Origin of the sequence: Pseudomonas germanica, from assembly GCF_019614655.1 — a bacterium.
Lineage (GTDB): Bacteria > Pseudomonadota > Gammaproteobacteria > Pseudomonadales > Pseudomonadaceae > Aquipseudomonas > Aquipseudomonas neuropathica.
In genome coordinates this window covers 4,081,388-4,107,782 of sequence record NZ_CP071586.1, presented here as the reverse complement: position 1 = coordinate 4,107,782, position 26,395 = coordinate 4,081,388, and the positions used below count along the sequence as shown (strand labels likewise).

General features: G+C 61.8%; 11 protein-coding genes (1 of these 11 only partly in view). 4 read left to right on the top strand and 7 right to left on the bottom strand.

The window, feature by feature from the left end:
- Positions 1-168: 168 nt before the first annotated feature.
- Positions 169-1,185 (top strand): ABC transporter substrate-binding protein, encoded by a 1,017-nt coding sequence (locus tag J0G10_RS17970; RefSeq protein WP_220556381.1) that lies wholly within the window; start codon positions 169-171, stop codon positions 1,183-1,185.
- A gap of 104 nt (positions 1,186-1,289) precedes the next feature.
- Here the strand turns inward: J0G10_RS17970 and J0G10_RS17965 are convergent, their stop codons facing one another.
- The 3 genes from J0G10_RS17965 to J0G10_RS17955 form a co-directional block, all read right to left on the bottom strand.
- Positions 1,290-1,610 (bottom strand): hypothetical protein, encoded by a 321-nt coding sequence (locus tag J0G10_RS17965; RefSeq protein ID WP_099756498.1) that lies wholly within the window; start codon positions 1,608-1,610, stop codon positions 1,290-1,292.
- Between the two features lie 181 nt (positions 1,611-1,791).
- The gene (locus tag J0G10_RS17960) at positions 1,792-1,989 is read right to left on the bottom strand and encodes a helix-turn-helix transcriptional regulator (RefSeq protein WP_099756497.1); all 198 of its coding nucleotides are present in this window, start codon (positions 1,987-1,989) and stop codon (positions 1,792-1,794) included.
- Positions 1,986-2,360 (bottom strand): hypothetical protein, encoded by a 375-nt coding sequence (locus J0G10_RS17955; protein ID WP_095047892.1) that lies wholly within the window; start codon positions 2,358-2,360, stop codon positions 1,986-1,988. Before J0G10_RS17955 ends, J0G10_RS17960 begins: the two co-directional genes overlap by 4 nt.
- Positions 2,361-2,592: 232 nt before the next feature.
- On the opposite strand from J0G10_RS17955, the gene J0G10_RS17950 reads away from it, so the two are divergent.
- A complete protein-coding gene (locus J0G10_RS17950) occupies positions 2,593-3,090 on the top strand; it encodes a hypothetical protein (protein WP_095047891.1) in 498 nt (165 codons plus the stop codon).
- Between the two features lie 79 nt (positions 3,091-3,169).
- Here the strand turns inward: J0G10_RS17950 and J0G10_RS17945 are convergent, their stop codons facing one another.
- From J0G10_RS17945 to J0G10_RS17930, 4 genes are all read right to left on the bottom strand, one after another.
- Entirely contained in the window at positions 3,170-3,649 is a 480-nt protein-coding gene (locus J0G10_RS17945; RefSeq protein ID WP_220556380.1) for a copper chaperone PCu(A)C, read from the bottom strand.
- The gene (locus tag J0G10_RS17940; RefSeq protein WP_007915980.1) at positions 3,649-4,254 is read right to left on the bottom strand and encodes an SCO family protein; all 606 of its coding nucleotides are present in this window, start codon (positions 4,252-4,254) and stop codon (positions 3,649-3,651) included. Before J0G10_RS17940 ends, J0G10_RS17945 begins: the two co-directional genes overlap by 1 nt.
- Before the next feature lie 156 nt (positions 4,255-4,410).
- The gene (locus J0G10_RS17935; protein ID WP_220556379.1) at positions 4,411-5,805 is read right to left on the bottom strand and encodes an efflux transporter outer membrane subunit; all 1,395 of its coding nucleotides are present in this window, start codon (positions 5,803-5,805) and stop codon (positions 4,411-4,413) included.
- A gap of 33 nt (positions 5,806-5,838) precedes the next feature.
- Positions 5,839-6,633 (bottom strand): helix-turn-helix transcriptional regulator, encoded by a 795-nt coding sequence (locus J0G10_RS17930; RefSeq protein ID WP_095047888.1) that lies wholly within the window; start codon positions 6,631-6,633, stop codon positions 5,839-5,841.
- A gap of 486 nt (positions 6,634-7,119) precedes the next feature.
- On the opposite strand from J0G10_RS17930, the gene J0G10_RS17925 reads away from it, so the two are divergent.
- Together J0G10_RS17925 and J0G10_RS17920 are read left to right on the top strand one after the other, a co-directional pair.
- Complete coding sequence (locus tag J0G10_RS17925; protein WP_220556378.1) at positions 7,120-13,530, top strand: non-ribosomal peptide synthetase; 6,411 nt, start codon at positions 7,120-7,122, stop codon at positions 13,528-13,530.
- A gap of 257 nt (positions 13,531-13,787) precedes the next feature.
- Positions 13,788-26,395 carry the 5' portion of a non-ribosomal peptide synthetase gene (locus J0G10_RS17920; protein WP_220556377.1) on the top strand. It continues 409 nt past the right edge of the window, so the window shows 12,608 of its 13,017 coding nt (coding positions 1-12,608); the start codon lies at positions 13,788-13,790; its stop codon lies off the right edge, out of view.

The window sequence follows — 26,395 nt, the reverse complement described above, 5'->3', positions numbered from 1 at the left end:
ACGCTGCGATCTTTTGATCTTGTTATCGAAACCCGGCATCACAAGATTGCAGCCTCCGTTCGCTCGACAACCCGTGCTATCGATATGCGATAAAGATATTTAATTTCTATTTTTTATAGCGATAAAGTCAGGCCTTTCAGCACACCACCCCCATGCTGCGAGGTTGTCATGGCCACACCGTTCAAACGTTCTGCACTGACTCTGTTGGCCGCCTCCCTGGCCGCGAGTGCGTTGTTCAGCACCGGCGCCCAGGCCGAAGGCAAGATCAGCATCGCCCAGCAATTCGGCATCGGTTACCTGATTCTCGATGTAGTGCGCGACCAGAATCTCATCGAAAAACACGGCAAGGAGCAGGGCCTCGACATCAAGGTCGACTGGAACAGCATCTCCGGGGCCACCGCGATGAACGAAGCATTACTTACCGGATCCCTCGACGTGGTGTCCGCCGGTGTGCCGCCGATGCTCACCGTGTGGGATCGCACCAAAGGCAAACAGAACGTCAAAGCCATCGCCGCGCTGGGTTCGATGCCCAACTATTTGCTGACCAACAACCCGAACATCAAAACGCTCAAGGACTTCACCGACAAGGACCGGATTGCCGTGCCGGCTGCCGGCGTGGGCTTCCAGTCACGCACCTTGCAGATCGAAACCGCCAAGGAATTCGGTGACGGGCAGTACAAGAAATTCGACGATATTTCAGTCAGCCTGCCGCACCCCGATGCGACCGCCGCGCTGATCGCCGGCGGCTCCGAGATCAACTCGCATTTCTCCAGCCCGCCGTTCCAGTACCAGGCTTTGCAGAATCCCAACGTGCACAAAGTGCTGAGCTCCTATGACGTGCTCGGCGGTCAGGCAACGTTCAACGTGCTCTACACCACAGAAAAATTCCACGACGAAAACCCGAAAACCTACAAGGCGTTCTACGACGCTTTGGCCGAAGCCGAGAAAATCATCAAGGCTGACAAGCCGGCGGCGGCTCAGGCGTACATTCGTGTCGAACAGTCGAAGTTGCCGCTGGCCCTGGTTGAGCAAATCGTCAAAGACCCGGAAATCGACTTCACGGTGGTGCCGCAGCGCACCTTTATCTATGCCGAGAAGTTGCAGGAACTGGGTGTGCTGAAGAACAAGGCCGACAGCTGGAAGGATTACTTCTTTGAAGAGGCGCATGGTGCTGCGGGGAGTTGAAAGTCAGTAGCGTGCGCGAGCTTTATTCACGATCGCGTTTGCTTCGCGCTTCGTACTGCTGAACCAGAGTGGCCTGGTCATCACAGGCCATTCCGGTTCAGCGGTCAATCAACTACATTGAATTTTTCACTGAACTGGTTATCGCCTGGCCACCAGCGGAAAAGACAGTTAACTGTTTTGCCTTTGCTGAGTTCCAGTCCCCAACGGGGGGCGATTGCATACGATTTGCCAGTTTCTAGGCTTGAGATATTGGTATCCAGCGAACTGCCATTCGCAAATGAGAGGGCTAGATTAAAGCGCGTCATGTCTTGCTCCGGCGTGACTTTGGCGCCTATATCTCCGATTTTCGACAATGAGATCGTGTTGCTTTGAAGATCCAGTCCCTGGAATTCAAAAGGAAAATTTTCGTTTCTGTTTGCATTCATCGTTCATTGCTCCAGTTCGTTGCGATAGGCTGCAGTCATTGCAGGCAAGGCATAGCGTAAAGAGCAAAGAAAATTTGAGTAACTGTAAAAAATGACAGTTTTTTATAGCTAAAGGAAATTGACCTGCGCGTTTGAAGTAATATTGGTAATCGTGGCAAAGCAACGCTTCCGTCGGTTCAAATCAACGCTCGCCATCATCAAAAATGCTTTCGATTGATAACTCGAACGCCCGAGCAATCTGAAAGGCCAGTGGCAGACTCGGGTCGTAGCGTTCGTTTTCTATAGCGTTAATCGTCTGACGCGACACGCTCAGGCGTTCAGCCAGATCGACCTGCGACCATTTGCGCTCGGCGCGCAATTCCTTGAGACGGTTTTTCATTGGTAGCGGCGTCGCGCAATTTGCAGGCCGACAATCCACATCAGCCCCATCACCGGCCATACACACGTCCACGGAATATGCGGGGCGCCGACGTTTTCCAGGAAACCGTAGCTGAAGGTCAACAGTGCCGAGGCGGCGAAGGCAAACCCCAACGCTTCAAACTGGATGCGCAGATGCATTTCGTCCATGCGCCGCATATTGCGCACGATGGCCCAGCACATCAGTCCCGCCGGAATGACTGGCGTCACTGCGACGGCCGAGCGCATCACGATGGGGGCGTCCATCAGGTATTGCGAGGCAATCAATGATGCTGTCAGCACCAGAATGTAGATGATTAATGCTGCGCCCAATTCGAGGTAGTACCGGTTCATTCTTCACTTCCTATGTAAAAGACCCTTTACATGGTCGCCGAAGATTTATTCGATGTAAAGCACGCTTTCCATCCGGCCGTTAACCTCGAACAGACTCATGCCGGAGGATTTCGCGTAGGTCTGCAGCTTAGGGGCACGTTTTCTGGACAGCGTAATAGCCACTCAGTAGCATTCGACTCCAACGGATTATCCCATCGCACGTCGTCCGACGTGGAACGCTCAAGGAATCGGCATGCGCGACACCCCCACTGACCAAAAACGAACGGTCGTGACCCAGGTCAACGGCGAGATTCACTATGAAACCCAGATCAGTTTCAGCTCCATGTCGCTCGTCGATGGCGACATTCGGGTGCATCGTGCTGAAGGTAATCAGCTAAACATTCCGGTGGCCGGGGCGGACTTCGCTTGGCGCATTGATCTGGATGGGGTGCACAGAGTACCGGTGACGCAGGCAGTGGTTGAACCGGCTGAACCGGTGCCTGCCGATGACAGCTTGAAGTTATTCACCTCGAAAACCGTGTGGATCACCCTCGGGCTGTGGTTCTTCGTCAGTTCGGTGTTCGGTTGGCTGGGGATTGTGGCGGCAGGCGGATATCTCGGTTATCAGTGGCGTGAGGTGGAAAAGCGCAAGGAACAGTTGGCCAAGGCGCCCGTAGATAAGGCCGTGCCCCGTTCCGGCTCGGGGATGTCACGGGAAAGCGTGCGCAAGGCGTTGGCCCGCAAGCGTTAATACTGCGCAGATCAAATACAAAAAAGGGGCGGCCTGATCATCGATCAGGCCGCCCCTTTTTTATTGCCGCTCAGTCAGATCAGTGCATTTTGCTGTGATCGTGACCTTCCATGTTGGTCAGCGCACGAACCGGTGCCTTCACTTCGATTGTTTCTTTTTCGCCCTTGGAGTTTTCCACGATCAGGGTCAGCGGCACGCTCTCGCCTTCTTTCAACTGAGCGGTCAGGCCCATCAGCATCACGTGGTAGCCGTTCGGATCAAGCTTGACCGCTTTGCCGGCCGGCAGCTCGACGAACTTCACCGGGCCCATGCTCATGACGTCATTCTTCATGGTCATTTCATGGATCTGCACGTCTTTGGCCGCTGGCGTGGCGACGCTGAGTAACTTGCTGTCGCTGTCGGCGGTGAGGGTCATGAACGCGCCGCTGGCGGACTGGGTCGGCACGGTGGCACGGACCCAGGCGTCGTCGACTTTGGTCTGCGCGGACACCTGGAACGCCAGGCCCAGCAGAGACAGACCGATGACAGCGCGTTTGATGTGGTTCAGAACAGGTTGCATCAGCAAACCTCCATAACAGTAAGCAAATCTTCCGTGCATTGTTCTGCCGAAAGCGAGGTGGACAGACCCAGGCGCAAGCCGCCGTTGGAGTCGTAAACGTAACTGGTGGCAGTGTGCGAGATGGTATAGGTGTCGCCGGCCGGGACTTTCTCGTAGAACACGTCGAATTCCTTGGCGGTGGCCGCGGTTTCCTCGAGTGTGCCGTACAGCGCAACGAACGTCGGGTCGAAGGCTTTCATGTAGGCGTCGAGGATTTCCGGGGTATCGCGCTCGGGATCGAGGGTGATGAAGATCACCTGCAAACGATCGCCATCGGCGCCCATCAGTTTCTTGATTTTCGCCGCGCGGGCGAGGGTGGTCGGGCAGACTGCCGGGCACTGGGTGAAGCCGAAGAACACCATCGGCATCATGCCGCGAAAGCTAGACAGCGTCATGGTTTCGCCATCGGTGTTCTTCAGTTTGAAGGTGCGCCCCATGATCTTGTTACTCAGATCCTTGCCGTACTTGTACGACAGTTGGCCGCGGGTGTCGCAGCCGGCGAGCAGGCCGAGCCCGAGTACGCCCATTCCCGCAAGCACCTTGCGGCGAGTCAACAAAGCCGTCATCTAATACCGCCTTTTGCAGCCCGTCAGTCAGCAGGACTGGCGGGGGGTTAACCGTAAAAGCGGCGCATGATACCAAACTGCAGGCAGACGCCGGCCACGGATCGCCGCACGGCGCAGGATCGCGCGACAAAAGGTGTAAGGAAAAGTGACTGCGGCTTACTGCGCGCGTGACTCATCGGCGCTCCAGCCCCCGCCCAGCGCGGTGTACAGATTGACCTCGGCGACCAGTTGCGCGAGGCGATCGGTGATCAGGCCTTGCTGCGAACTGAACAGCGAGCGCTGCGCATCGAGGAATGTCAGGCTGCTGTCGACGCCGTTTTGATAACGGTTTTGCGCCAGGTTGTAGTAAGTCTGTGTGGCCGCGACCAGATCGCGCTGCGCCTGCAATTGCTGCTGATAAGTGCTGCGCGCAGCGAGGCCGTCGGCGACTTCCTGAAATGCGGTTTGAATCGATTTTTCGTATTCGGCCACCGCCACATCTTTCTGTAGCTTCGAATAATCCAGGCTGGCGCGCAGGCTGCCGGCGTTAAAAATCGGCAGGCTGATCTGCGGCTGAAAGGTCCAGGCGCCAGAGCCACCGCCGAACAGCCCGGACAGATCGCGGCTCGACGTCCCGGCATTCGCCGTCAGGCTGACACTGGGGAAAAACGCCGCCCGTGCCGCACCGATATTGGCGTTGGCTGCTTTCAGTTTGTACTCCGCCTGAAGGATGTCCGGACGCCGTTGCAGCAGATCCGAGGGCAGGCCGGCGGGCAGTTGCCGCACCAGCTCGCTGGCCAGTGGACGCGCGGGCAGAGAATTCGGCACCGGCGCGCCGACCAGCAAGGTCAGGCTGTTCAAGTCCTGGGCGACCTGACGCTGATAGCGCGCCAGATTGGCCCGTGAACTGTCGACGCTGGTTCTGGCCTGCGCCTGCTCCAGCGCTGACGATTTGCCGGCCTCACGGTTGCGGGTGGTCAGGTGCAGGCTCTGTTCATCGGCAGCAAGGGTGTCGCGGGTCAGTTCCAGCAACTCCTGATCGGCGCGCCAGGTCAGGTAGGCGTTGGCGACGTTGGCCACCAGACTCAACTGTGCGCTGCGCCGCGCTTCTTCAGTCGCAAGCCAGGTTTGCAGCGCTTGCTCGCTGAGGCTGCGCACGCGGCCGAAGAAGTCCAGCTCATAAGCGCTTATCCCGAGGTTGACCGAGTACGTCGAATTGATCAGCGCTTTGCCTTGGGTCACGCTCGGCGGCATGCGCTGGCGCAATTCATTGGCATTGGCCGACACCGCCGGCAGCAGGTCGGCGCGCTGAATGCGGTATTGCGCCTGAAAGGCTTCGACGTTGAGTGCCGCCACGCGCAGGTCGCGGTTGTTGACCAGCGCGCTTTCGATCAGTTGTTGCAGCACCGGATCCGTGAACAGCGTGCGCCAGTCCTCAGCCCTCGTGGCTGGCTGCGTTGCTGTCGGATACTGCGCGGCAGTGGGGGAAGCGGGGCGCTGATACTCGGGAATCAATGAACAACCGCCCATCAGCACCGCGATGGACAGCAGGGAAAGTCGCAACGTCAACATCGAACTGCCTCATGCATTAAAAGAGCGTTGTGCTCAGGCCCCGGCCATCCATTTCGCCAGGCCATGGCGGCCACTGACGCCGAGTTTGGCGGTGGCGCGTTTCAGGTACGTCTCGATCGAGCTGTTTTTGACCCGCAGCTTTTCCGCCATTTGCGGCACGGTGCCGCCGGTCAACAGGCCGAGACAGACTTCTTTCTCGCGCACCGACAGGGCGATGTCGCTTAATGCCAGGCGCTCATCGAACACCTGCGCCAGCGGCGCCTGATCCAGCTCGGCCAACGGTTGGCGCGGTTGCCGGGCGAGGATTTGCCGACTGATCTGCGCGTGACGTTCGATCAGCGGCAGCAGGGTGTCTGACAGGCTCTTGAGAAACGACAGCTCCGGCAGGGAAAACACCCGTTGGGTATGCGGTCGGTAAAACGAAATCACGCAACGGCGGTTGGACGTACGCGAAACCAGATTGCATTGATGGGCACTGTGTTGCGGATGGCGAGGCTGGAGCGAGGCTTTCAGTTGAATCAGCAGCGAGTCGTTCATCTCGATCATCTTCTGCAGCAGCGGATGATCGTCGGGGCTTTCCAGCGGATCGGGCGCGGCACAGGTCTGCGTCAAACCGGCGCTGCCCAACGGCTTGATGTCGACCACGCTGGCCTGACGCTCATCCAGCGTCCACTCACTGAGATCCACGCGGTTGACCGGCACCAAGGTGTCGACCAACTGGAACATGTTCGTGGCGAAGTGATCATCGCCGGTGCTTGCTATCAACTCACCCAGTTGCCAGTAGAAGTGTGGGTTTTCCATATTACGAATGCTGCCGGTCAGATTCATATCCTTCATCCTTGGTTCAGAGCCATCACTGAATCGTCTGCCGTCTCTGTAAAAGCCGCCCACGCAGTCATTTCTCCTTGAACATGATCTGGAGCGGGATTTAAGCCTATGGATTTGTCCTACGTCTGTAGGGGAAAACAGGGACACAAAGTGCCACTATTTCTGAATATTGGCGCCGGGGTTCTGACGCTGTTAAACGCCGGCGTAACGGCGAGTGTGACTGTTCAGTCACGCTCAAGCCCCGGAAAACCTGGCGAAGGGGAATTCTGATCGGCAGCGTTCGGGTAAATGGCGGCGCTGCTATGTGGTTTTTTTCCTACAAGCTTTTCAGTGTTTCCTCTCCGAACTTTTCGACAGTGCCTACGGTAAACACGCCCGCAAGGTCAGACAGGCGCTTACGAGCCTGGTGGTTGTCCGGGTTTCAGGTGTCATGTCGGCGCCGGGGCCGATGCTTGAATACCGGCAAAATTTCATGAGAAGGATCTTATGCAGCCTACTTCTGCCAACGTGGCGGACGATCTGTCCGTGCCTGTCGAGACATTCGCGCTGACTGCCGCCCAACGGGATATCTGGCTGGACCAATTGAGCCGCGGAGATTCGCCGCTGTACAACATTGGCGGTTACGTGGAGCTGACCGGGCCACTGGATCCGGCATTGCTGCAATCGGCGCTTGAGTGTCTGGTGGAAGCGAATGATGCCTTGCGCATTGTTCTGCGATCGGACGTGGGTCGCGACGGGCTGCCGTTGCAAGGGTTTGCGCAGGCGCTGCCGGTGGCCATGCCGCTGTTTGATCTCAGCGGGCAAGCCGATCCACAGGCGGCGGCCCGGGCGCTGGTTGAAGCACAGATGGCGCAGGCCTTTGTGTTGAGCGGGCACGCGTTGTTCCGCTTCAGTCTGATTCGCCTCGATCGCCATCGTCACTGGCTGGCAGCCCAGGCCCATCACTTGATCATCGATGGCTGGGCGTTCGCGCTGCTGTTCAAGTCGGTGGGCGAGATCTACAGCACGTTTTGCCGTGGCGAGCGCCCGCGCATGGCGACACCGTCCTATGTCGACTTTATCGAAGATGACGCGCGCTACCATCAATCACCTCGCTATGAGCGCGACCAACGCTACTGGCTGGACAAGTACCGCAGTATTCCCGAACCCTTGTTGACCCCTCGTCATCGCGACCCCCTCGACGCTGAAGCGGCGCCCGCTCGGATCCACGTCAAGGCATTTCCAGCGCTGTTGCACGAACGCATGAAAGACACCGCGCGGCCACTGGGCGGCTCGGCGTTTCATGTCTTGCTGGCGGCGCTGCATGTGTATTTCAGTCGTACCGCCCAACGTGATGAATGGGTGATCGGTTTGCCGATTCTCAATCGCTCCGGTGCCCGCTTCAAAAGCACCTTGGGCTTGTTCACCCAGGTCAGTGCAATGCGCATGGGCTTTGGGCGAGCGCTGTCATTCGCTGAATTGATCAAGGCGATCGGCGCTGACCTGAAGCAGGATTTCCGCCATCAACGCTACCCGCTGAGCGAGATGAACCGCGCGCTGGGCCTGTTGCGCGAAGACCGTACGCAACTGTTCGAGCTGTCGCTGTCCTACGAACAGGACGACCATGACTACCGTTACGGTGAGGCTTCGGGACACTCGGTCAAGGTCTCCAACCAGCACGAGGCGACTCCGCTGGCCATTCACCTGCGCAGCAACCGTTACACCGACAAGGCTTGGTTGCATCTGGTGTATTCACCGGCCTATTTCACGGCTGACGAGATCGCGGCGTTGACTGAACGCTTGCTGCTAATTCTGCAGCAAGGCCTGGAATGCCCGGCGCTGGCGATCGCCGATTTCAACCTCAATAGCCCGGCAGAACTGGCCCTGTTCAATGAGTGGAACGACACCCGGGTCAGTTATCCGCAAGGCCGACTGATTCATCAGCGCTTCGAATCGCGAGTGGCCGAAGAGCCGGACGCTGTGGTCGCGACGTATCAGGGACGAACCCTTACTTATGCCGAGCTGAATCGGCAAGCCAATGCGTTGGCCCACCATCTGATCGGCCTCGGCGTGGTTCCTGACGATCGTGTGGCAATCGTTGCACGCCGTGGCCTGGACACGCTGGTCGGGCTGTTGGCGATTCTCAAGGCTGGTGCTGCTTATGTGCCGATTGATCCGGCGCATCCGCCCGAGCGTCTGAGTTACTTGCTCAGCGACAGTGCTCCGGTGGCGCTGCTGACGCAAAGCGATCTGCGTGATCGTCTGCCCACCACAACGCTGCCGGTGATCGACCTGGATCGGCGCGAGTGGCCGCTCGACAACTTGACCGATCCCGACGTGACGGGGTTGAACACCCACCACCTCGCCTATGTGATTTACACCTCTGGCTCCACCGGGTTGCCCAAAGGCGTGATGGTCGAGCACCGCACGCTGGGCAATCTGGTCGACTGGCACTGTGCGGCGTTTGGACTTGGCCCCGGGCAGCATACCTCAAGCCTGGCTGGCTTCGGTTTTGACGCAATGGCGTGGGAGGTGTGGCCGGCGCTGTGTGCCGGGGCAACGCTGAATTTTGCACCCGCGAGCGAAAGCAGCGAAGACATCGATGCGCTGCTTGCCTGGTGGCGTGCGCAGCCGCTGGATGTCAGCTTTCTGCCGACGCCGATTGCCGAATACGCCTTCAGCCAAAAACTCGATCATCCGACCTTGCGCACCTTGCTGATTGGCGGCGATCGTCTGCGCCAGTTCAGCCGAGCGCAAGGTTTTGCGGTGGTCAACAACTACGGCCCGACCGAAGCCACGGTGGTCGCCACCTCGGGGCTGATCAGCCCGGGGCAGGCGTTGCACATCGGCAAACCCGTGAGCAATGCCACGGCTTATCTGCTCGATGATCAGCAGCGTCCGGTGCCGATCGGCATCATTGGCGAGCTGTATGTTGGCGGCGCCGGGGTTGCCCGGGGTTATCTGAACCGTCCGGACCTGACGGCCGAACGCTTTCTCGACGACCCGTTCAGTGCGCAGCCTGATGCGCGCATGTACCGCACCGGCGACCTCGCGCGGTGGCGCGCCGACGGCAATCTTGAGTACATCGGTCGCAACGATGACCAGGTGAAAGTTCGTGGGGTGCGTGTCGAGCTCGGCGAGATCGAAGCCGCACTGGCCAGCCATGACGCGGTGCAGGAAGCCGTGGTGCTGGTGCGCGACGGTCAACTGTTGGCATGGTTCACCGAGCGTGAAGCGCTGGACATCCTGCAACTGCACGCGCACCTGACATCGCGCTTGCCGGCCACGATGCTGCCGGCCGCTTACATGCGCCTGGCGAGTTTGCCGCTGACCGCCAACGGCAAACTCGATCGCCAGGCGTTGCCGGCACCGGGGCCGGACGCGCTGATCCGCCGTCAATACGAGGCGCCACAAGGTGACGTCGAAATCGCTCTCGCCCAGATCTGGGCCGAGGTCCTGCAGGTCGACCGGGTAGGGCGTCACGACCATTTCTTCGAGCTGGGCGGCCACTCCTTGTTGGCCGTGGGCCTGATCGAACGCATGCGCCAGATTGGCATGAGCAGCGATGTTCGCGTGCTGTTCAACCAACCGACACTGGCGGCGTTAGCGGCGGCAGAGGGCAGCGGCCGCGAAGTCGAGGTGCCGGCTAACCGCATTGCGCCCGATTGCACGTACATCACGCCGGACATGTTGCCATTGGTTGAACTGGATCAGGCGATGATCGAGCGTATCGTCGCGACCGTGCCGGGCGGTGCCGCCAATGTGCAGGATATCTACCCGTTGGCCCCGTTGCAGGAAGGCATTCTCTATCACCACATCACCGCTGCGCAGGGCGATCCGTATTTGCTGCAATCGCTGCTGGCGTTCGACAGCCTCGAGCGGGTCGAGGCCTTTGCCGCTGCGCTGCGTCAGGTCATGGCGCGGCACGACATTCTGCGTACGGCGGTGGTTTGGGAAGGGCTGACGTCGCCGGTTCAGGTCGTTTGGCGCGAGGCGATTTTGCCGGTGCAGGAGGTTGAATTTGATCCTGCCCGTGGCGCGATCATCGATCAATTGCACGAGCGTTTCGACGCGCGGCGTTATCGCCTCGATGTCAGTCAGGCGCCGCTGCTGCGCCTGATGTATGCCCGTGATCCCGCGCACAATCGGGTGGTCGGCATCTTGTTGTTCCATCACCTGGCGATGGATCACATTGCGCTGGAGGCGATGCGCGAAGAAATCCACGCCAGCCTGTCCGGGCACGGCGAACCGCTGGCAGCACCGGTGCCGTACCGCAACTATGTGGCGCAGACGCGCCTGGGTGTCAGCGAGCAGGAGCATGAAGCGTTCTTTCGGCAGATGCTCGGCGACATCGACGAGCCGACCTTGCCGTTCGCTTTGCTGAACGTGCAGGGCGACGGCAGCAACATCGAAGAAGCCGAGCAGGCGCTGGCCAGCGCTCTCTATCAGCGCCTGCAGCAGCAGGCGCGCCTGGCGGGCGTGAGCATCGCCAGCCTGATCCACCTCGCCTGGGCGCAAGTATTGGCGGCGACCTCCGCGCAGCAAAGTGTCGTATTTGGCACGGTGTTGATGGGCCGCATGCAGGGTGGCGCGGGTGCCGATCGGGCGCTCGGGGTGTTCATCAACACCTTGCCGCTGCGGGTCGATGTCGGCGAGGGTGCGGGCGCAGCGCTGAGGTCCACCCATGCGCGCCTGAGCGCGTTGCTTGCCCATGAACACGCTTCGTTGGCGCTGGCCCAGCGTTGCAGCGGCGTTGCTGCGCCGGCACCGCTGTTCAGCGCCTTGCTCAACTATCGGCACAGCGATGATGTCGAGCAAAAAACCTCGCGGCAAACCTGGCAGGGCATCGAGACCCTGGCTAATGAGGAGCGGACCAATTATCCGTTTACCCTGAGTGTCGATGACCTCGGCACAGGCTTGCGCTTGACCACCCGCACCCTGTCGAGCATCGGTGCGCAGCGGATTTGCAGTTATGTGCAGTCAGCGCTGAGCGTGTTGGTCGAAGCGCTGGAGAACACGCCGCAGCGGCCGCTGAATAGCCTGCCGTTGTTACCGCAGGAAGAACTGCAACGGCTGCTGATCGAGTTCAACGATACGGCAGTCGACTGCCCGCTGGATCAGCCACTTCAGGCACTGTTCGAACAACAGGTGCAGCGCAAGCCGGATGCCATCGCCGTGCAGTTCGCCGAGCAACGCCTGAGCTATCGCGAGTTGAACGAGCAGGCCAACCGCCTGGCCCATTATCTGCGCGGGCTCGGCGTGCAACCGGATTCGCGGGTCGCGATCTGCGTCGAGCGCGGGCCTGAACTGGTGATCGGTCTGTTGGGCATTCTCAAGGCCGGCGGTGCTTATGTGCCGCTCGATCCGGATTATCCGCAGCAACGGCTCAACTACATGTTGCAGGACAGCGCTCCGGTCGCGCTGCTGGTGCATGCCGCAACGCGTGATTTGCTCGGCGAACCCGGCGTGCCACTGATCGATCTCGATCTCGGTGTATGGCGGGACCAACCGCACGAGAATCCGCAGGTACCCGGTCTCGTCGCGGCGAATCTGGCCTACATGATCTACACCTCCGGCTCCACCGGCACGCCGAAAGGCGTGATGATCGAGCACCGCAGCGCCTGCAACATGGTGCATTGGGGTTCGCAGTTGTCGCCGCCGACTGAACACGGGGCGTTGCTGCAAAAGGCCCCGTACAGTTTCGACAGTTCGGTGTGGGAGATCTTCTGGCCACTGTGCTCGGGCATGCGCCTGGTCCTGGCGCGAGCCGATGGCAATCGCGATTCGGCTTATGTCACGCAAGTGATTCGTGAGCAAAACATAACCGTGGTCAAGTTCGTGCCGGCCTTGTTGCAGCAGTTCCTCGAACAGGACGATGTCAGCCAGTGCACCAGCCTGACCGATGTGCTCAACGGTGGCGGCGAGTTGACCGTCGCGCTGGCCCGGCAAGTGCGCGAGCGCCTGCCGTGGGTGCGCCTGCACAACGTCTACGGGCCGACCGAAACCACGGTCGACAGCAGTGGCTGGACGCTGCAACCCGGCGAGCCGGTGCCGCAGACACTGGTACCGATCGGCAAGGCCCTGAGCAACACGCGGCTGTACGTCCTTGATGCCTTTGATCAGCCAGTGCCGTCAGGCGTCAGTGGGCATTTGCACATTGGCGGGGTGGGCGTGGCGCGGGGCTATCTGGGACTGCCGCAATTGCAGGCCGAACGCTTTATCGACAGTCCGTTCGTGCCTGGTGATCGCTTGTATCGCACCGGTGATCTGGTGCGTTATGGCGCCGATGGCAACCTCGAATTCCTCGGTCGTAACGACTTTCAGGTCAAGCTGCGCGGGGTGCGTCTTGAGCTGGGCGAGATTGAAGCGCGCCTGCTGGAACACCCGGCCATTCGCGAGGCGGTGGTGCTGGTAAGCGATGAGCGGCTGGTGGCTTATTACACCCTGCGCGCCGAACTGGCTGCACCGACGCTGGAAGCATTGCGAGCGCATGTGTTGGCGCAGTTGCCGGAGTTCATGGTGCCTGGCGCCTACGTGAGGTTGGCGGCGTTGCCCTTGACGCCAAACGACAAAATCGACCGCAAGGCGTTGCCGGAGCCGGGGGCGGAGGCGCTGCTCAGTCGTCCTTACGAGGCCCCCGCAGGCGACGTGGAAACCGCCTTGGCGCAGATATGGGCGCAGGTGCTCAAGGTCGAGCAGGTGGGCCGGCACGACAACTTCTTCGAGCTGGGCGGGCATTCGTTGCTGGCGGTCAGTCTGGTCGCGCGCATGCGTCTGGCTGGCCTGCATGTCGACGCGCGCACGCTGTTCAGCCAGCCGACGCTGGCCGCGCTGGCGGCACAGACCTCGCGGCAGGCGAAGCAGGTCGAAATCGCCCAGACCACCATCCCGAGCCTCAACCGCAAACGCCGGCTCTGATCGTCGGACACGAAACCTGTGGGAGCGAGCCTGCTCGCGAAAGCGCTGTGTCAGTCGCCATCAACATTGACTGAACCAACGCATTCGCGAGCAGGCTCGCTCCCACGGGGACTTGCGGTGCTCACGCTGGCAGCTTGTCCCCGCTTCCCATGTCAGACACCCACGCCCCGATGTTTTAGTTTTTCCAGGCTGCGCGCCGCCTGCATGGACTCGCTGCTGCGCGCTCATTTTTTTTCGAATTTACAGCAGGTTACCTCATGCATTTCAGCGAACTGATGGCTGCCATTTCCACCCATGCGATCCGCCTTCAACAGGAAGATGAAGACCTGGTCATTCTGGGCAGCGACGACGCGCTGGATGACGCGTTGTGGGACAGCCTCGCGGCGCACAAGGCGCAACTGCTGGAGCTGGTCGCCCAACACGGCGGCGACTGGCTGAGCCCGGCCTTTCGCATCACCCCGGACATGCTGCCGCTGGTGCAACTGAATCAGGAAACCCTCGACCGCATCGTCGCCACGGTGCCGGGCGGCGCCGCCAACGTGCAGGACATCTATCCGTTGTCCGCGTTGCAGGAAGGCATGCTCTATCACCACCTCTCGGCCCCTGCCGGTGACCCTTACATCTCGCAGGCGCGCTTCGTATTCGACAGCCAGGAACGGCTGGACGCCTTCGCCGACGCGCTGCGCTGGGTGGTAAAACGTCACGACATCCTGCGCACCTCGTTCGTCTGGGAATATCTCGACGAAGCGCTGCAAGTGGTCTGGCGCGAGGCGCCGCTGGTGTGTGAGGAAGTCCCCGTCGACAGTGCCGCCGACGTGCTCACGCAACTGCTCGCACGCCACGACCCGCAACACTTCCGTCTCGACATGCAGCAAGCGCCTTTACTGCGCCTGGTGTATGCGCAGGATGCCGCGCAGGGCCGCGTGGTCGCGCTGTTGCTGTTTCATCACATGATCATGGATCACGTGGCGCTGGATGTGCTGCGCCGGGAAATTCAGGCCTGTCTGCTCGGGCAGACCGCGCAAGTGCCTGCCGCTGTGCCGTATCGCGATCACTTGGCCAGGGCACGCAAAGCCGGTAACGAGCAGGCGCAGGAAGCATTTTTCCGCGACATGCTCGCGGATATCGACGAGCCGACGCTGCCCTGTGGTTTGCAGGATGTGCAGGGCGATGGCCACGCCATCGAGGAAGCCTCGCTGATGCTCGACAGCCGCTTGAGCCGGCAGTTGCGCGAGCAGTCACGGCAGCTCGGCGTCAGCGTCGCGAGCCTGACGCATCTGGCCCTGGCGCGGGTGCTCGGGCAATTGTCCGGGCGCACGGCGGTGGTGTTCGGCACCGTGCTGCTGGGGCGGATGGACGCGGGCGAGGGCGGCGAGCAAGCGTTGGGCATGTTCATCAACACTTTGCCGCTGCGCGTTGATGTTGGCGAGCAAAGCGTGCGCGCCGGCGTGCTGGCGACCCATCGGCGCCTGACCGCGCTGCTGGCGCACGAGCAGGCTTCGCTAGCCCTGGCGCAACGCTGCAGCGCCGTTGCGGTGCCGACGCCGCTGTTCAGCGCGATCCTCAACTACCGACACAGCAGCGTTGAGGAAGTGGCGGAGGTGATCGACATCGCCCCCGGTGTGCAGGTGTTGGGTGCCCGCGAGCGCACCAACTATCCGCTGACCATCAACATCGATGACCTCGGCGCCGACTTGCGCATCACCGCGCTGGCGGATGCAGCGCTGGGGGCCGAGCGCATGGCCGCGTACCTGAACACGGCGCTGGAGAGTCTGCTCGCCGCCTTGCAAACCAGCGCCGATGTGCCGCTGCAAACGCTGCGCATCCTCCCGGCGAGCGAACGCGAACACTTGCTGTACGGCGTCAATTCGCCGCTGGCACAGTTCCCGGAAACCCTGTTGATTCACCAGCAATTCGAAACCCATGCCCAGGCCCAGCCTGAGGCCACGGCGCTGATATTCGACGGACAAACCCTCAGTTACGGCGAACTCAACCGGCGCGCCAACCAGGTGGCGCATCATCTGCTGGCCCTGAACATTCGTCCCGACGACCGCGTGGCGATCTGCGTTGAGCGTGGCGCGCCAATGATCATCGGCCTGCTTGGGGTGCTCAAGGCCGGCGCCGGTTACGTGCCGATCGATCCGGCCTATCCGCTCGACAGAATCAGCTTCACCTTGCAGGACAGCGCCCCGGCAGCAGTGCTGATGCAGACGGCGACGCGCGAGCGCGTGGCCGCTCTCGAAGTGCCGCAGATCGACCTCGACAGCGCTCACCTCAAGGCCGAACTCGACAGCAATCCGCAGATCCCTGAGCTGACCCCGGCGCATCTGGCTTACGTGATCTACACCTCCGGTTCCACCGGTTTACCCAAAGGCGTGATGGTCGAGCACCGCAACGTGGCGCGGTTGTTTTCCGCCACCCACGATTGGTTCCAGTTCAACCCGCAAGACATCGGGGTGTTGTTCCATTCCTTCGCGTTCGACTTCTCGGTCTGGGAAATCTGGGCCGCGCTGGCGTTCGGCGGGCAATTGCTGCTGATCCCGCAAGCCGTCAGCCGTTCGCCGGACGACTGCTATGCATTGCTCTGCCAGACCGGCGTGACCGTACTTAACCAGACGCCGAGCGCCTTCCGCCAACTGATCGCCGCGCAGGGCCGCAGTCAGCTGCAACACTCGTTACGGGAGGTGGTGTTCGGCGGCGAAGCGCTGGAGCCGGGCTTGCTCAAGCCGTGGTATGCGCGGGTCGGCAATGCCGGCACGCGGCTGGTGAACATGTACGGCATCACCGAAACCACCGTGCACGTGACCTATCGACCGCTGCAAGCCGCCGACGCGCAGTTGCTCGGCGTCAGCCCGATTGGCGTGCGTATTCCCGATCTGCAACTGTATATCCTCGATGCTCAGCGCGAACCGGTACCGGTCGGCGTGATTGGCGAGTTGTACGTCGGCGGGGCCGGGGTGGCGCGCGGTTATCTGAATCGTGAAGCATTGACTGCCGAGCGTTTTATCAATGATCCGTTCACTGAAAATGTCGATGCGCGGCTGTATAAAACCGGCGACCTCGCGCGCTGGGCCGCCGACGGCAGCCTCGAATACCTCGGTCGCAATGACGATCAAGTGAAAATTCGCGGCTTCCGCATTGAGTTGGGCGAGATCGAGGCGCGGCTGTCTACTTGCGAAGGCGTGCGCGAAGCCGTGGTAATCGCTCGTGAGGACAGCCCCGGCGATCAGCGTCTGGTCGCCTACTGGCTGGCCGACGCAGGCGCTGCGCCGGATGTGGCGCAATTGCGTGATCATCTGTTGGCGGGGTTGGCTGACTACATGGTGCCAAGCGCCTTCGTGCGCCTGGAAGCCTTCCCGCTGACCACCAACGGCAAGCTCGACCGCAAAGCCTTGCCGGCACCGGACAGCGATGCATTCGCGCGGCGCGGTTTCGAAGCGCCGGTCGGAGCGGTAGAGAATCTGATTGCTGGTCTCTGGCAGACATTGCTTGGTGTCGAGCAGGTCGGCCGCCATGACAATTTCTTCGAGCTCGGCGGTCATTCGCTGCTGGCAGTGAAGCTGATCGAACGCATGCGCCAACAGGATCTGCACTGTGACGTGCGCGTGCTGTTCGGTCAGCCGAGTGTGGCCGCGCTGGCGGCGACCTTGAGCAGCGAACGCGGCATCGTCGTTCCCGACAACCTGATCAAGCCAGGTTGTACGCGCATCACCCCGGCCATGTTGCCGCTGACCAATCTCGATCAAGCCGCGATCGACCGTGTCGTTGCAACCGTGCCGGGCGACATCGCCAATGTGCAGGATATCTATGGCCTGGCGCCTTTGCAGGCGGGAATTCTCTATCACCATCTGGCCACCGCTGCCGGTGATCCGTATGTGTTGCAGGCGCAATTTGCCTTCGACGGTCTGGCGCAGATCAAAACCTTCGTTCGCGCCTTGAACGGCGTGATCGCGCGCCATGACATTCTGCGCACCGGCATCGTCTGGGAAGGGCTTGAAGAGGCGGTGCAAGTGGTCTGGCGCGAGGCGCCACTGGCGCTGGAACGCGTCGATGCTGACGAACTCGACGGCGACGTGCTCGAGCAGATGCAGGCGCGTTTCGATCCACGCCACTATCGTCTGGACCTCAATCGCGCGCCGCTGATGCGTTTTGTCTACACCGAAGATCAGCCGCACAAGCGCTGGATCGGCATTCTCCTGATGCACCATATCGTCCTCGACCACACCGCCCTCGACGTGCTGGTCGCGGAAATGAATGACGTCATGCTTGGTCGCAGCGAGCATCTGCCGCCGCCGGTGCAATACCGCCACTTTGTCGCCCAGGCGCGGCTCGGCGTTGATGATCAGGCCCATGAGGCGTTCTTCCGCGAGATGCTTGGCGATATCGACGAGCCGACCGTGGCCTTCGGTCTGCAGGACGTGCACGGCGACGGCAGCGACATTCTCGACAGTCATTCCGAGCTCGATGCCGACCTCGGTAAACGTCTGCGTGAGCAGGCGCGGCGGCTCGGTGTCAGTGTGGCCAGTCTGGTGCATCAGGCCTGGGCTCAGGTGTTGGCGCAGGTGTCCGGCCAGCAGGACGTGGTGTTCGGCACGGTATTGCTCGGGCGCATGCAGGGCGGCGAAGGCGCAGATCGGGCGTTGGGCATGTTCATCAACACCTTGCCGCTGCGCGTCAGCGTCGGGGCTGATTCGGTAGAGAGCGGCGTGCGGGGTACCCATGCACGTCTGGCGCAGTTGCTCGGCCATGAGCAGGCTTCGTTGGCGCTGGCCCAGCGTTGCAGTGGTGTCGCCGGGTCGCAGGCGCTGTTCAGCACCTTGCTCAACTACCGCCACAGTGCGCCGGAGTCGGCCGCTGTAACGTGGGACGGCGTGCAGATTCTCAGCTCCCGCGAGCGCAGTAACTATCCGTTGGTGGTCAGTGTCGACGACCTCGGCGACGGGTTCCGCCTGAACGTGCAAGCCGTGCCGCAAGTGGATGGCGCGCGGGTCTGCGATTTCTTGCAAACCGCGTTGCACAGCCTGGTCACGGCACTTGAGTACACGCCAACGGCGCCGTTGCAGCAACTGTCGATCGTGTCGCCGAGTGAGCGGCAGCGAGTGCTGGTCGGCTTCAACATCAGCGGTCGTGAATTCCCGCCGGCGCAGACCGTGCCGCGCCTGTTTGAAGCGCAAGTGGCGGCACATCCCGAAGCGCTGGCGGTGGTGCAGGGCGAGCAACGGCTCAGCTACCGTGAACTGAATCAGCGCGCCAATCGTCTCGCCCATCACTTGATCGGTCTCGGCGTGCAAGTCGATGACCGTGTTGCGCTGTGCCTGCGTCGCGGGCCGGACATGCTCGTCGCGCTGCTGGCGATTCTCAAGGCCGGCGCCGGTTACGTGCCGATCGATGCGGATTACCCGGCAGAGCGCATCGCCTACCTGTTGCAGGACAGCGACCCGATCGCGGTGCTGGCGCAGGCGTCGACGCGCGAGCTGCTTGGCGTTGTTCCCGTCATCGATCTGGATGCCGGCGACTGGCAGCACTTACCTGACACCAACCCAGTGCTGTCGAGGTTGACCCCGGCGAATCTGGCCTACGTGATCTACACCTCCGGTTCCACCGGACAGCCGAAAGGCGTGATGGTCGAGCACCGCACCCTGGAAAACCTCGTGCACTGGCACGCCGAAGCCTTCGATCTGCATGCCGGCAGCCACACCGCCAGCGTCGCCGGTTGCGGTTTCGATGCCATGGCCTGGGAAGTCTGGCCGGCGTTGTGCGTTGGCGCGACCGTGCATCTGCCACTGTCTTCGATCAAAAACGAACATCTTGATGAACTGCTCGAATGGTGGCGCGCGCAGCCGTTGCAGGTGAGCTTTCTGCCAACCCCGGTGGCCGAATATGCCTTCAGTCGTGAATTGGGCCATCCGACCCTGCGCACATTGCTGATCGGTGGCGATAAATTGCGCCAGTTCCCGCGAGATCAGACGTTCGATGTGATCAACAACTATGGCCCGACCGAAGCCACGGTGGTGGCGACGTCCGGGCGCATCGAGCCCGGGCGGGTTTTGCACATTGGCCGGCCGATTGCCAATGCCAAAGTCTATTTGCTGGACCGTCAGCAACAACCAGTGCCGACCGGTGTACAAGGCGAGTTGTATGTAGGCGGCGCCGGGGTTGCGCGCGGCTATCTGAATCGTCCGGAACTGACCTCAGCACAATTCCTTGACGACCCGTTCAGCGATGAACCGCATGCGCGGATGTACCGCACCGGCGACCTCGCTCGCTGGCTGGCGGACGGCAATATCGAATACCTGGGGCGCAATGATGATCAGGTAAAACTGCGCGGCGTGCGTATAGAACTCGGGGAAATCGAAGCGGCGCTGAGCGCTCACGCCGCGGTGCGCGAATGCGTGGTGCTGGTGCGCGACGGCCGTCTGGTCGCCTGGTTTACCGCAATCGAGTCTGTCGAGATCGGCGATTTGCACCAGTATCTGCACGCGCGGCTGCCGGACACTTTGGTCCCGGCCGCTTACGTGCGACTGGACAGCCTGCCGCTCACGGCTCACGGCAAACTCGACCGCAAGGCCTTGCCCGAACCGGATCAGGACGCCTGGCTCAGCCGTGAATATGAAGCGCCACAAGGCCCGGTCGAAATGGCGCTGGCGCAGATATGGGCCGACGTACTCAACATCGAACAGATCGGCCGTCACGACAATTTCTTCGAACTCGGCGGCCATTCGCTGTTGGCGGTGAGCCTGATCGAACGCATGCGTCAGGCCGGTTTAAGCGCCGATGTGCGCGTGCTGTTCAACCAACCGAGCCTGGCCGCGCTGGCGCGGGCCTTGGGCAGTGGCCGGGAAATCGATGTGCCGGCAAATCTGATTGCGGCCGATTGCACACACATCACGCCCGACATGCTGACCCTGACCACACTCGATCAGGCCAGCATCGATCGTATCGTCGCGACGGTGCCGGGCGGTGCTGCGAATGTGCAGGATATCTATCCGCTGGCACCGTTGCAGGAAGGCATTCTTTATCACCACCTCAGTGCCGAACAGGGCGATCCGTACCTGCTGCAATCGCGTCTGGCCTTCGACAGTCTTGAACGTTTGCACAGCTTCGCCGAGCACTTGCAGCAGGTCATCGCCCGTCACGACATTCTGCGCACCAGCGTGGTCTGGCAAGGCTTGCCGAGCCCGCAGCAAGTAGTCTGGCGGCAGGCGCAGATGGTCGTCCAGCAGGTGCTGCTGGATGCGCAGGACGGCGACATTCTCGAACAGCTGCACGCGCGTTTCGATGCCCGGCATTTCCGCCTCGACCTTAATCAAGCTCCGTTGATCCGCATGGTCTACGCCGAGGATCCGGCGCAACAGCAAGTCGTCGCCATCGTGCTGTTCCATCACTCGATTCTCGACCACACCGCCATGGACGTGATCGGCCGGGAAATGCACGCGTTGATGTTCGATCAGCTCGACACACTGACGCCGCCGATGCCGTACCGCAATTACGTGGCGCAGGCACGCCTCGGCGCCGATGAGCAGGAACATGAAGCGTTCTTCCGCGAGATGCTCGGCGACATCGACGAGCCGACTTTGCCCTTCGGTCTGCAGGATGTTCAGGGCGACGGGCGTGGTATCGAAGAAGCGCTGCAAGCGGTCGATGCCGCGCTCAATCGGCGTCTGCGCGAACAGGCCCGGCAGTTGGGCGTCAGCCCGGCGAGCCTGATGCACATGGCCTGGGCGCAAGTGTTGGGCGTCGTTTCCGGCCGTCGCGACGTGGTCTTCGGCACCGTGTTGATGGGGCGTATGCAGGGCGGTGAGGGCGCCGACCGCACGTTGGGGGTTTTTATCAATACCCTTCCGCTGCGGGTGGGTCTCGCTGAGAGCGTGCGCGCCGGGGTGAAAACCACCCACGCGCGGCTGACGGCGCTGCTCGCTCATGAACACGCGTCACTGGCGCTGGCTCAACGCTGCAGCGGCACGCCGGGTTCTGCGCCGCTGTTCAGCGCCTTGCTCAATTACCGGCACAGCGCCGCCGCACAACAGCCGCGCGACGGCCAGGGGATCTGGCAAGGCGTGCGCATGCTCGGTGGCGAGGAGCGCAGCAACTATCCGCTGACCCTGTCGGTGGATGATCTGGGCGACGGTTTTGCCTTGGACGTGCTGGCGCTCGCCGAGATCGGTGCGCAGCGGATCTGCAGTTACATGCACACCGCACTGGAGCAACTGGTGCAAGCGCTGGAGCAGCAGCCCCAGACGCCACTCGATCAGCTACCGATTCTGTCGCTGCCGGAGCAGGCGCGACTGCTGGTCGATTTCAATCGGAGTGCCGTCGCGTTTCGCCGTGGCGCAACCCTTCATGCGCTGGTCGAGACTCAGGCGGCACAACGGGCGGAGGCGCTGGCGGTGGTGCAGGGCGGGCAAGCGTTGACCTATGGCCAGCTCAATCAACGCGCCAACCGCCTGGCCCACCATCTGCTCAGCCTTGGCGTGCAGCCTGACGACCGCATCGCCGTGTGCGTGCGGCGCAGCCCGCAGATGCTGGTGGCGCTGCTGGCGATCCTCAAGTCCGGCGCCGGTTATGTGCCGGTCGACCCCACCTACCCGGCGGAACGCATTGCCTACCTGCTGGAGGACAGCGCTCCATTGGCGGTTCTGGCCGAGGCCTCGACGCGTGATTTGCTCGGTGCTGCGCGCGTGATCGATCTCGATCGCCTTGACTGGGCGCATCTGCCGGACCGCAATCCGCAGGTGCCGATGCTGACCCCGGCGCATCTGGCCTACGTGATCTACACCTCGGGCTCCACCGGCCAGCCGAAAGGCGTGATGGTCGAACACGCAACGCTGGAAAACCTCGTGCACTGGCACAACGGCGCCTTTGACCTGCACGCGGGCAGCCACACGTCGAGTGTCGCCGGGTTTGGTTTCGATGCCATGGCGTGGGAGGTCTGGCCAGCGCTGTGCATCGGCGCGACCGTGCATCTGCCACCGCAATCGGTGAGCAACGAGCACCTCGACGAATTGCTGGCGTGGTGGCGCGCGCAGCCGTTGCAGGTGAGTTTCCTGCCCACGCCCGTCGCCGAATACGCCTTCAGTCGTGACCTCGGCCACCCGACCTTGCGCACGTTGCTGATCGGTGGCGACAAATTGCGCCAGTTCCCGCGTCAGCAGACGTTCGCGGTGATCAACAACTACGGCCCGACCGAAGCCACGGTGGTTGCCACCTGCGGCGCGGTCGAGGCCGGGCAGGTGCTGCATATCGGTCGGCCGATGGCCAACGCGAAGATTTACCTGCTCGATGACCAGCAGCGCCCCGTACCGGTTGGCGTTGCTGGCGAGTTGTATGTCGGCGGTGCCGGCGTGGCGCGCGGTTATCTGCATCGCCCCGAGCTGACTGCCGAACGCTTTCTCGACGACCCGTTCAGCGATGAACCGCAGGCGCGCATGTACCGCACCGGCGACCTCGCGCGCTGGCTGGCTGATGGCAACGTCGAATACCTGGGGCGCAACGATGATCAGGTCAAACTGCGCGGCGTGCGCATCGAATTGGGCGAAATCGAAGCGGCGTTGAGCGCTCACGAAGCCGTGCAGGATTGCGTGGTGCTGGTACGCGACGGCCAGTTGCTGGCTTGGTTTACCGAACGCCTGAACGTCGAGATCGAGGATTTGCGCAGTCATTTGCAAGCACAGTTGCCGCATGCCCTGGTGCCTGCCGCTTACGTGCGCCTGCAAGCACTGCCGCTGACCGCCAACGGCAAACTCGACCGCAAGGCGTTGCCAGAACCGGATCAAACGGCGTGGCTGAGCCGCGAATATGCCGCGCCACAAGGTTCGGTGGAAATCGCCTTGGCGCAGATCTGGTCGGACGTCCTCAAGGTCGAACAGATCGGCCGTCACGACAACTTCTTCGAATTGGGCGGGCATTCATTACTGGCGGTGACGCTGATCGAGCGCATGCGTCAGGTCGATCTGAGCACCGACGTGCGTGTGCTGTTCAGCCAACCGACCCTGGCCGCGCTGGCGGCGGCGGTGGGCAGTGGCCGCGAGGTCGCCGTGCCGGACAATCTGATTCCTGCCGATTGCACGCACATCACTGCGGACATGCTGACGCTGGTGCAACTGGATCAGGCCAGTATCGAGCGCATCGTCGCCACGGTGCCGGGCGGCGCGGCCAATGTGCAGGATATTTATCCGCTGGCACCGTTGCAGGAAGGGATTCTGTATCACCACCTCAGCGCCGCGCAGGGCGATCCGTACCTGCTGCAATCGTGTCTGGCGTTCGACAGTATTGAACGGTTTCAACGGTTCGCGGCGGCGTTGCGTCAGGTCATGACGCGCCACGACATCCTGCGCACTTCGGTGGTCTGGCAAGGCTTGGCGGCGCCGGTGCAAGTGGTCTGGCGCCGTGCGGAGTTGCCGGTTCAAGCTGTGGCGCTGGAGCCCGCGCAGGGCGAAGCCATCGATCAACTACGTGCGCGCTTCGATGCGCGGCACTGGCGTCTGGACCTCGACCAAGCACCGCTGTTGCGTCTGGTGTACGCCCTCGACGCGGACAATCAACGCGTGGTTGCCATGCTGTTGTTCCACCACATCGCCATGGACCACACCGCGTTGGCGGTGGTCAGCGCAGAAATGCAGGCGATTTTGCACGGTGATGAGCGACTACCTGTGCCCGCCGTGCCATACCGCAACTATGTGGCGCAGACCCGCCTCGGCGTTAGCGAACAAGAGCACGAAGTGTTCTTCCGCGAGATGCTCGGTGACATCGACGAACCGACGCTGCCATTCGGTTTGCAGGACGTGCACGGCGACGGGAATGACATCGAGGAAGTCTGCCAAGCGCTGCCTGCCACGGTGGCGCAGCGGTTGCGCAGCCAGGCGCGCTTGCTCGGCGTCAGTGTCGCCAGTCTGTTCCATCTCGCCTGGGCGCGGGTACTGGCGGCAACGTCCGCTCAGGAGCGCGTTGTCTTCGGCACGGTGCTGCTGGGCCGCATGCAGGGTGGGGCGGGCGCAGATCGCGGGCTGGGCATGTTCATCAACACCTTGCCATTGCGCGTGGATGTCGACGAAACCGATGTGCGCGCCGGGGTCAAGGCGACCCATGCGCGGCTCAGTGCGCTGTTGGCTCACGAACATGCTTCGCTGGCATTGGCCCAGCGTTGCAGCGGTGTCGCGGCACCGTCACCACTGTTTAGCGCGATGCTCAATTACCGCCATAGCGACAGCGAAGCTCAGCAAACTACCAAGCGCGAGGCCTGGCAGGGCATCGAATCCCTGGCCGGCGAGGAGCGCACCAATTACCCGTTGACCCTCAACGTCGATGATCTCGGCAGTGGTTTCGCACTGACGGTGATGACCCCTTCGCGCATCGGTGCAGCACGCCTCGGCCAGTACATGCACAACGCGCTGATCGCGCTGGTTGAAGCGTTGGAGCACACACCGCAACAACCGTTGAACTGCCTGACGGTGTTGCCGGACGAGGAGCGGCAGGCGTTGCTGTTCGGCCTCAATGCCACCGACGTCGATTACGACTTGCAGCAGACGCTGCACGGCTTGTTTGAAGCGCAGGTGCAGCGTACGCCACAGGCTGTGGCCGTTGTCGCCGGCGACCAGGCATTGAGCTACACGCAGTTGAACGAACGCGCCAACCGCTTGGCCCGGCACCTGCTCAGCCTTGGCGTACAGGTTGATTCACGGGTGGCAATCTGCGTCGAGCGCAGCCTGGAAATGGTCATCGGCCTGCTGGCGATCAATAAGGCCGGCGCCGCTTATGTGCCGCTGGACCCAGCCTATCCGGCGGAGCGTCTGGCCTACATGCTCGAGGACAGCGCGCCGGCCGTGGTGCTGGTGCACGGGGCGACCCGCACGCTATTGGGAGAGTTCTCGGCACCGGTAATCGACCTCGACCAGAACACCTGGCAATCCCTGTCTGCCGACAATCCGCAAATCCCGGCGCTGACACCCCAACACAGCGCGTACGTGATCTACACCTCCGGCTCCACCGGCCAACCGAAAGGCGTGGTCAACGAACATGCCGGGGTGGTCAACCGCTTGTTGTGGATGCAGGACGCCTATCGCCTGACCGCTGCCGATTCGGTATTGCAGAAAACCCCATTCAGTTTTGACGTCTCGGTGTGGGAGTTCTTCTGGCCGCTGATGACCGGCGCGCGCCTGGTCATGGCGCGGCCCGACGGACACAAGGATCCGCAATACCTCACTGAAGTGATCGAAACCGAAAACATCACCACGCTGCACTTTGTGCCGTCGATGCTCGATGTGTTCCTCGCCAATAGCGACACCACACGCTGCGACAGCGTGCGGCAGGTAATGTGCAGCGGCGAGGCGTTGCCGGGCCGTGTGGTGCGGCGTTTCAAACTGCAATTGCCGGGCAGCGCGTTGCATAACCTGTACGGCCCGACCGAAGCCGCCGTCGATGTCACCGCGTGGGACTGCGCGGGAACGATCGAGCAGACCCCGGACAACACGCCAATTGGCAAACCGATCGCCAACACCCGCATGTACATCCTTGATGCGCAACAGCAACCCGTGCCGCAAGGCGTGATCGGCGAGCTGTACATCGCTGGCGTGCAGGTGGCGCGCGGTTATCTGAACCGACCTGAGCTGAGTGCCGAGCGCTTCCTCAACGATCCGTTCCAGGCCAACGGGCGGATGTATCGCACCGGTGACGTCGCCCGCTATCTGGCGGACGGCAACATCCAATACCTGGGGCGTAACGATGATCAGGTGAAGATCCGCGGTCTGCGTATTGAGCTGGGCGAAATCCAGGCGCGCCTGGCCCAGATCAAAGGTGTGCAGGAAGCCGTGGTGGTGGCTCGCGAAGACGTGCCCGGCGACAAACGTCTGGTCGCGTATTACACCGGCGA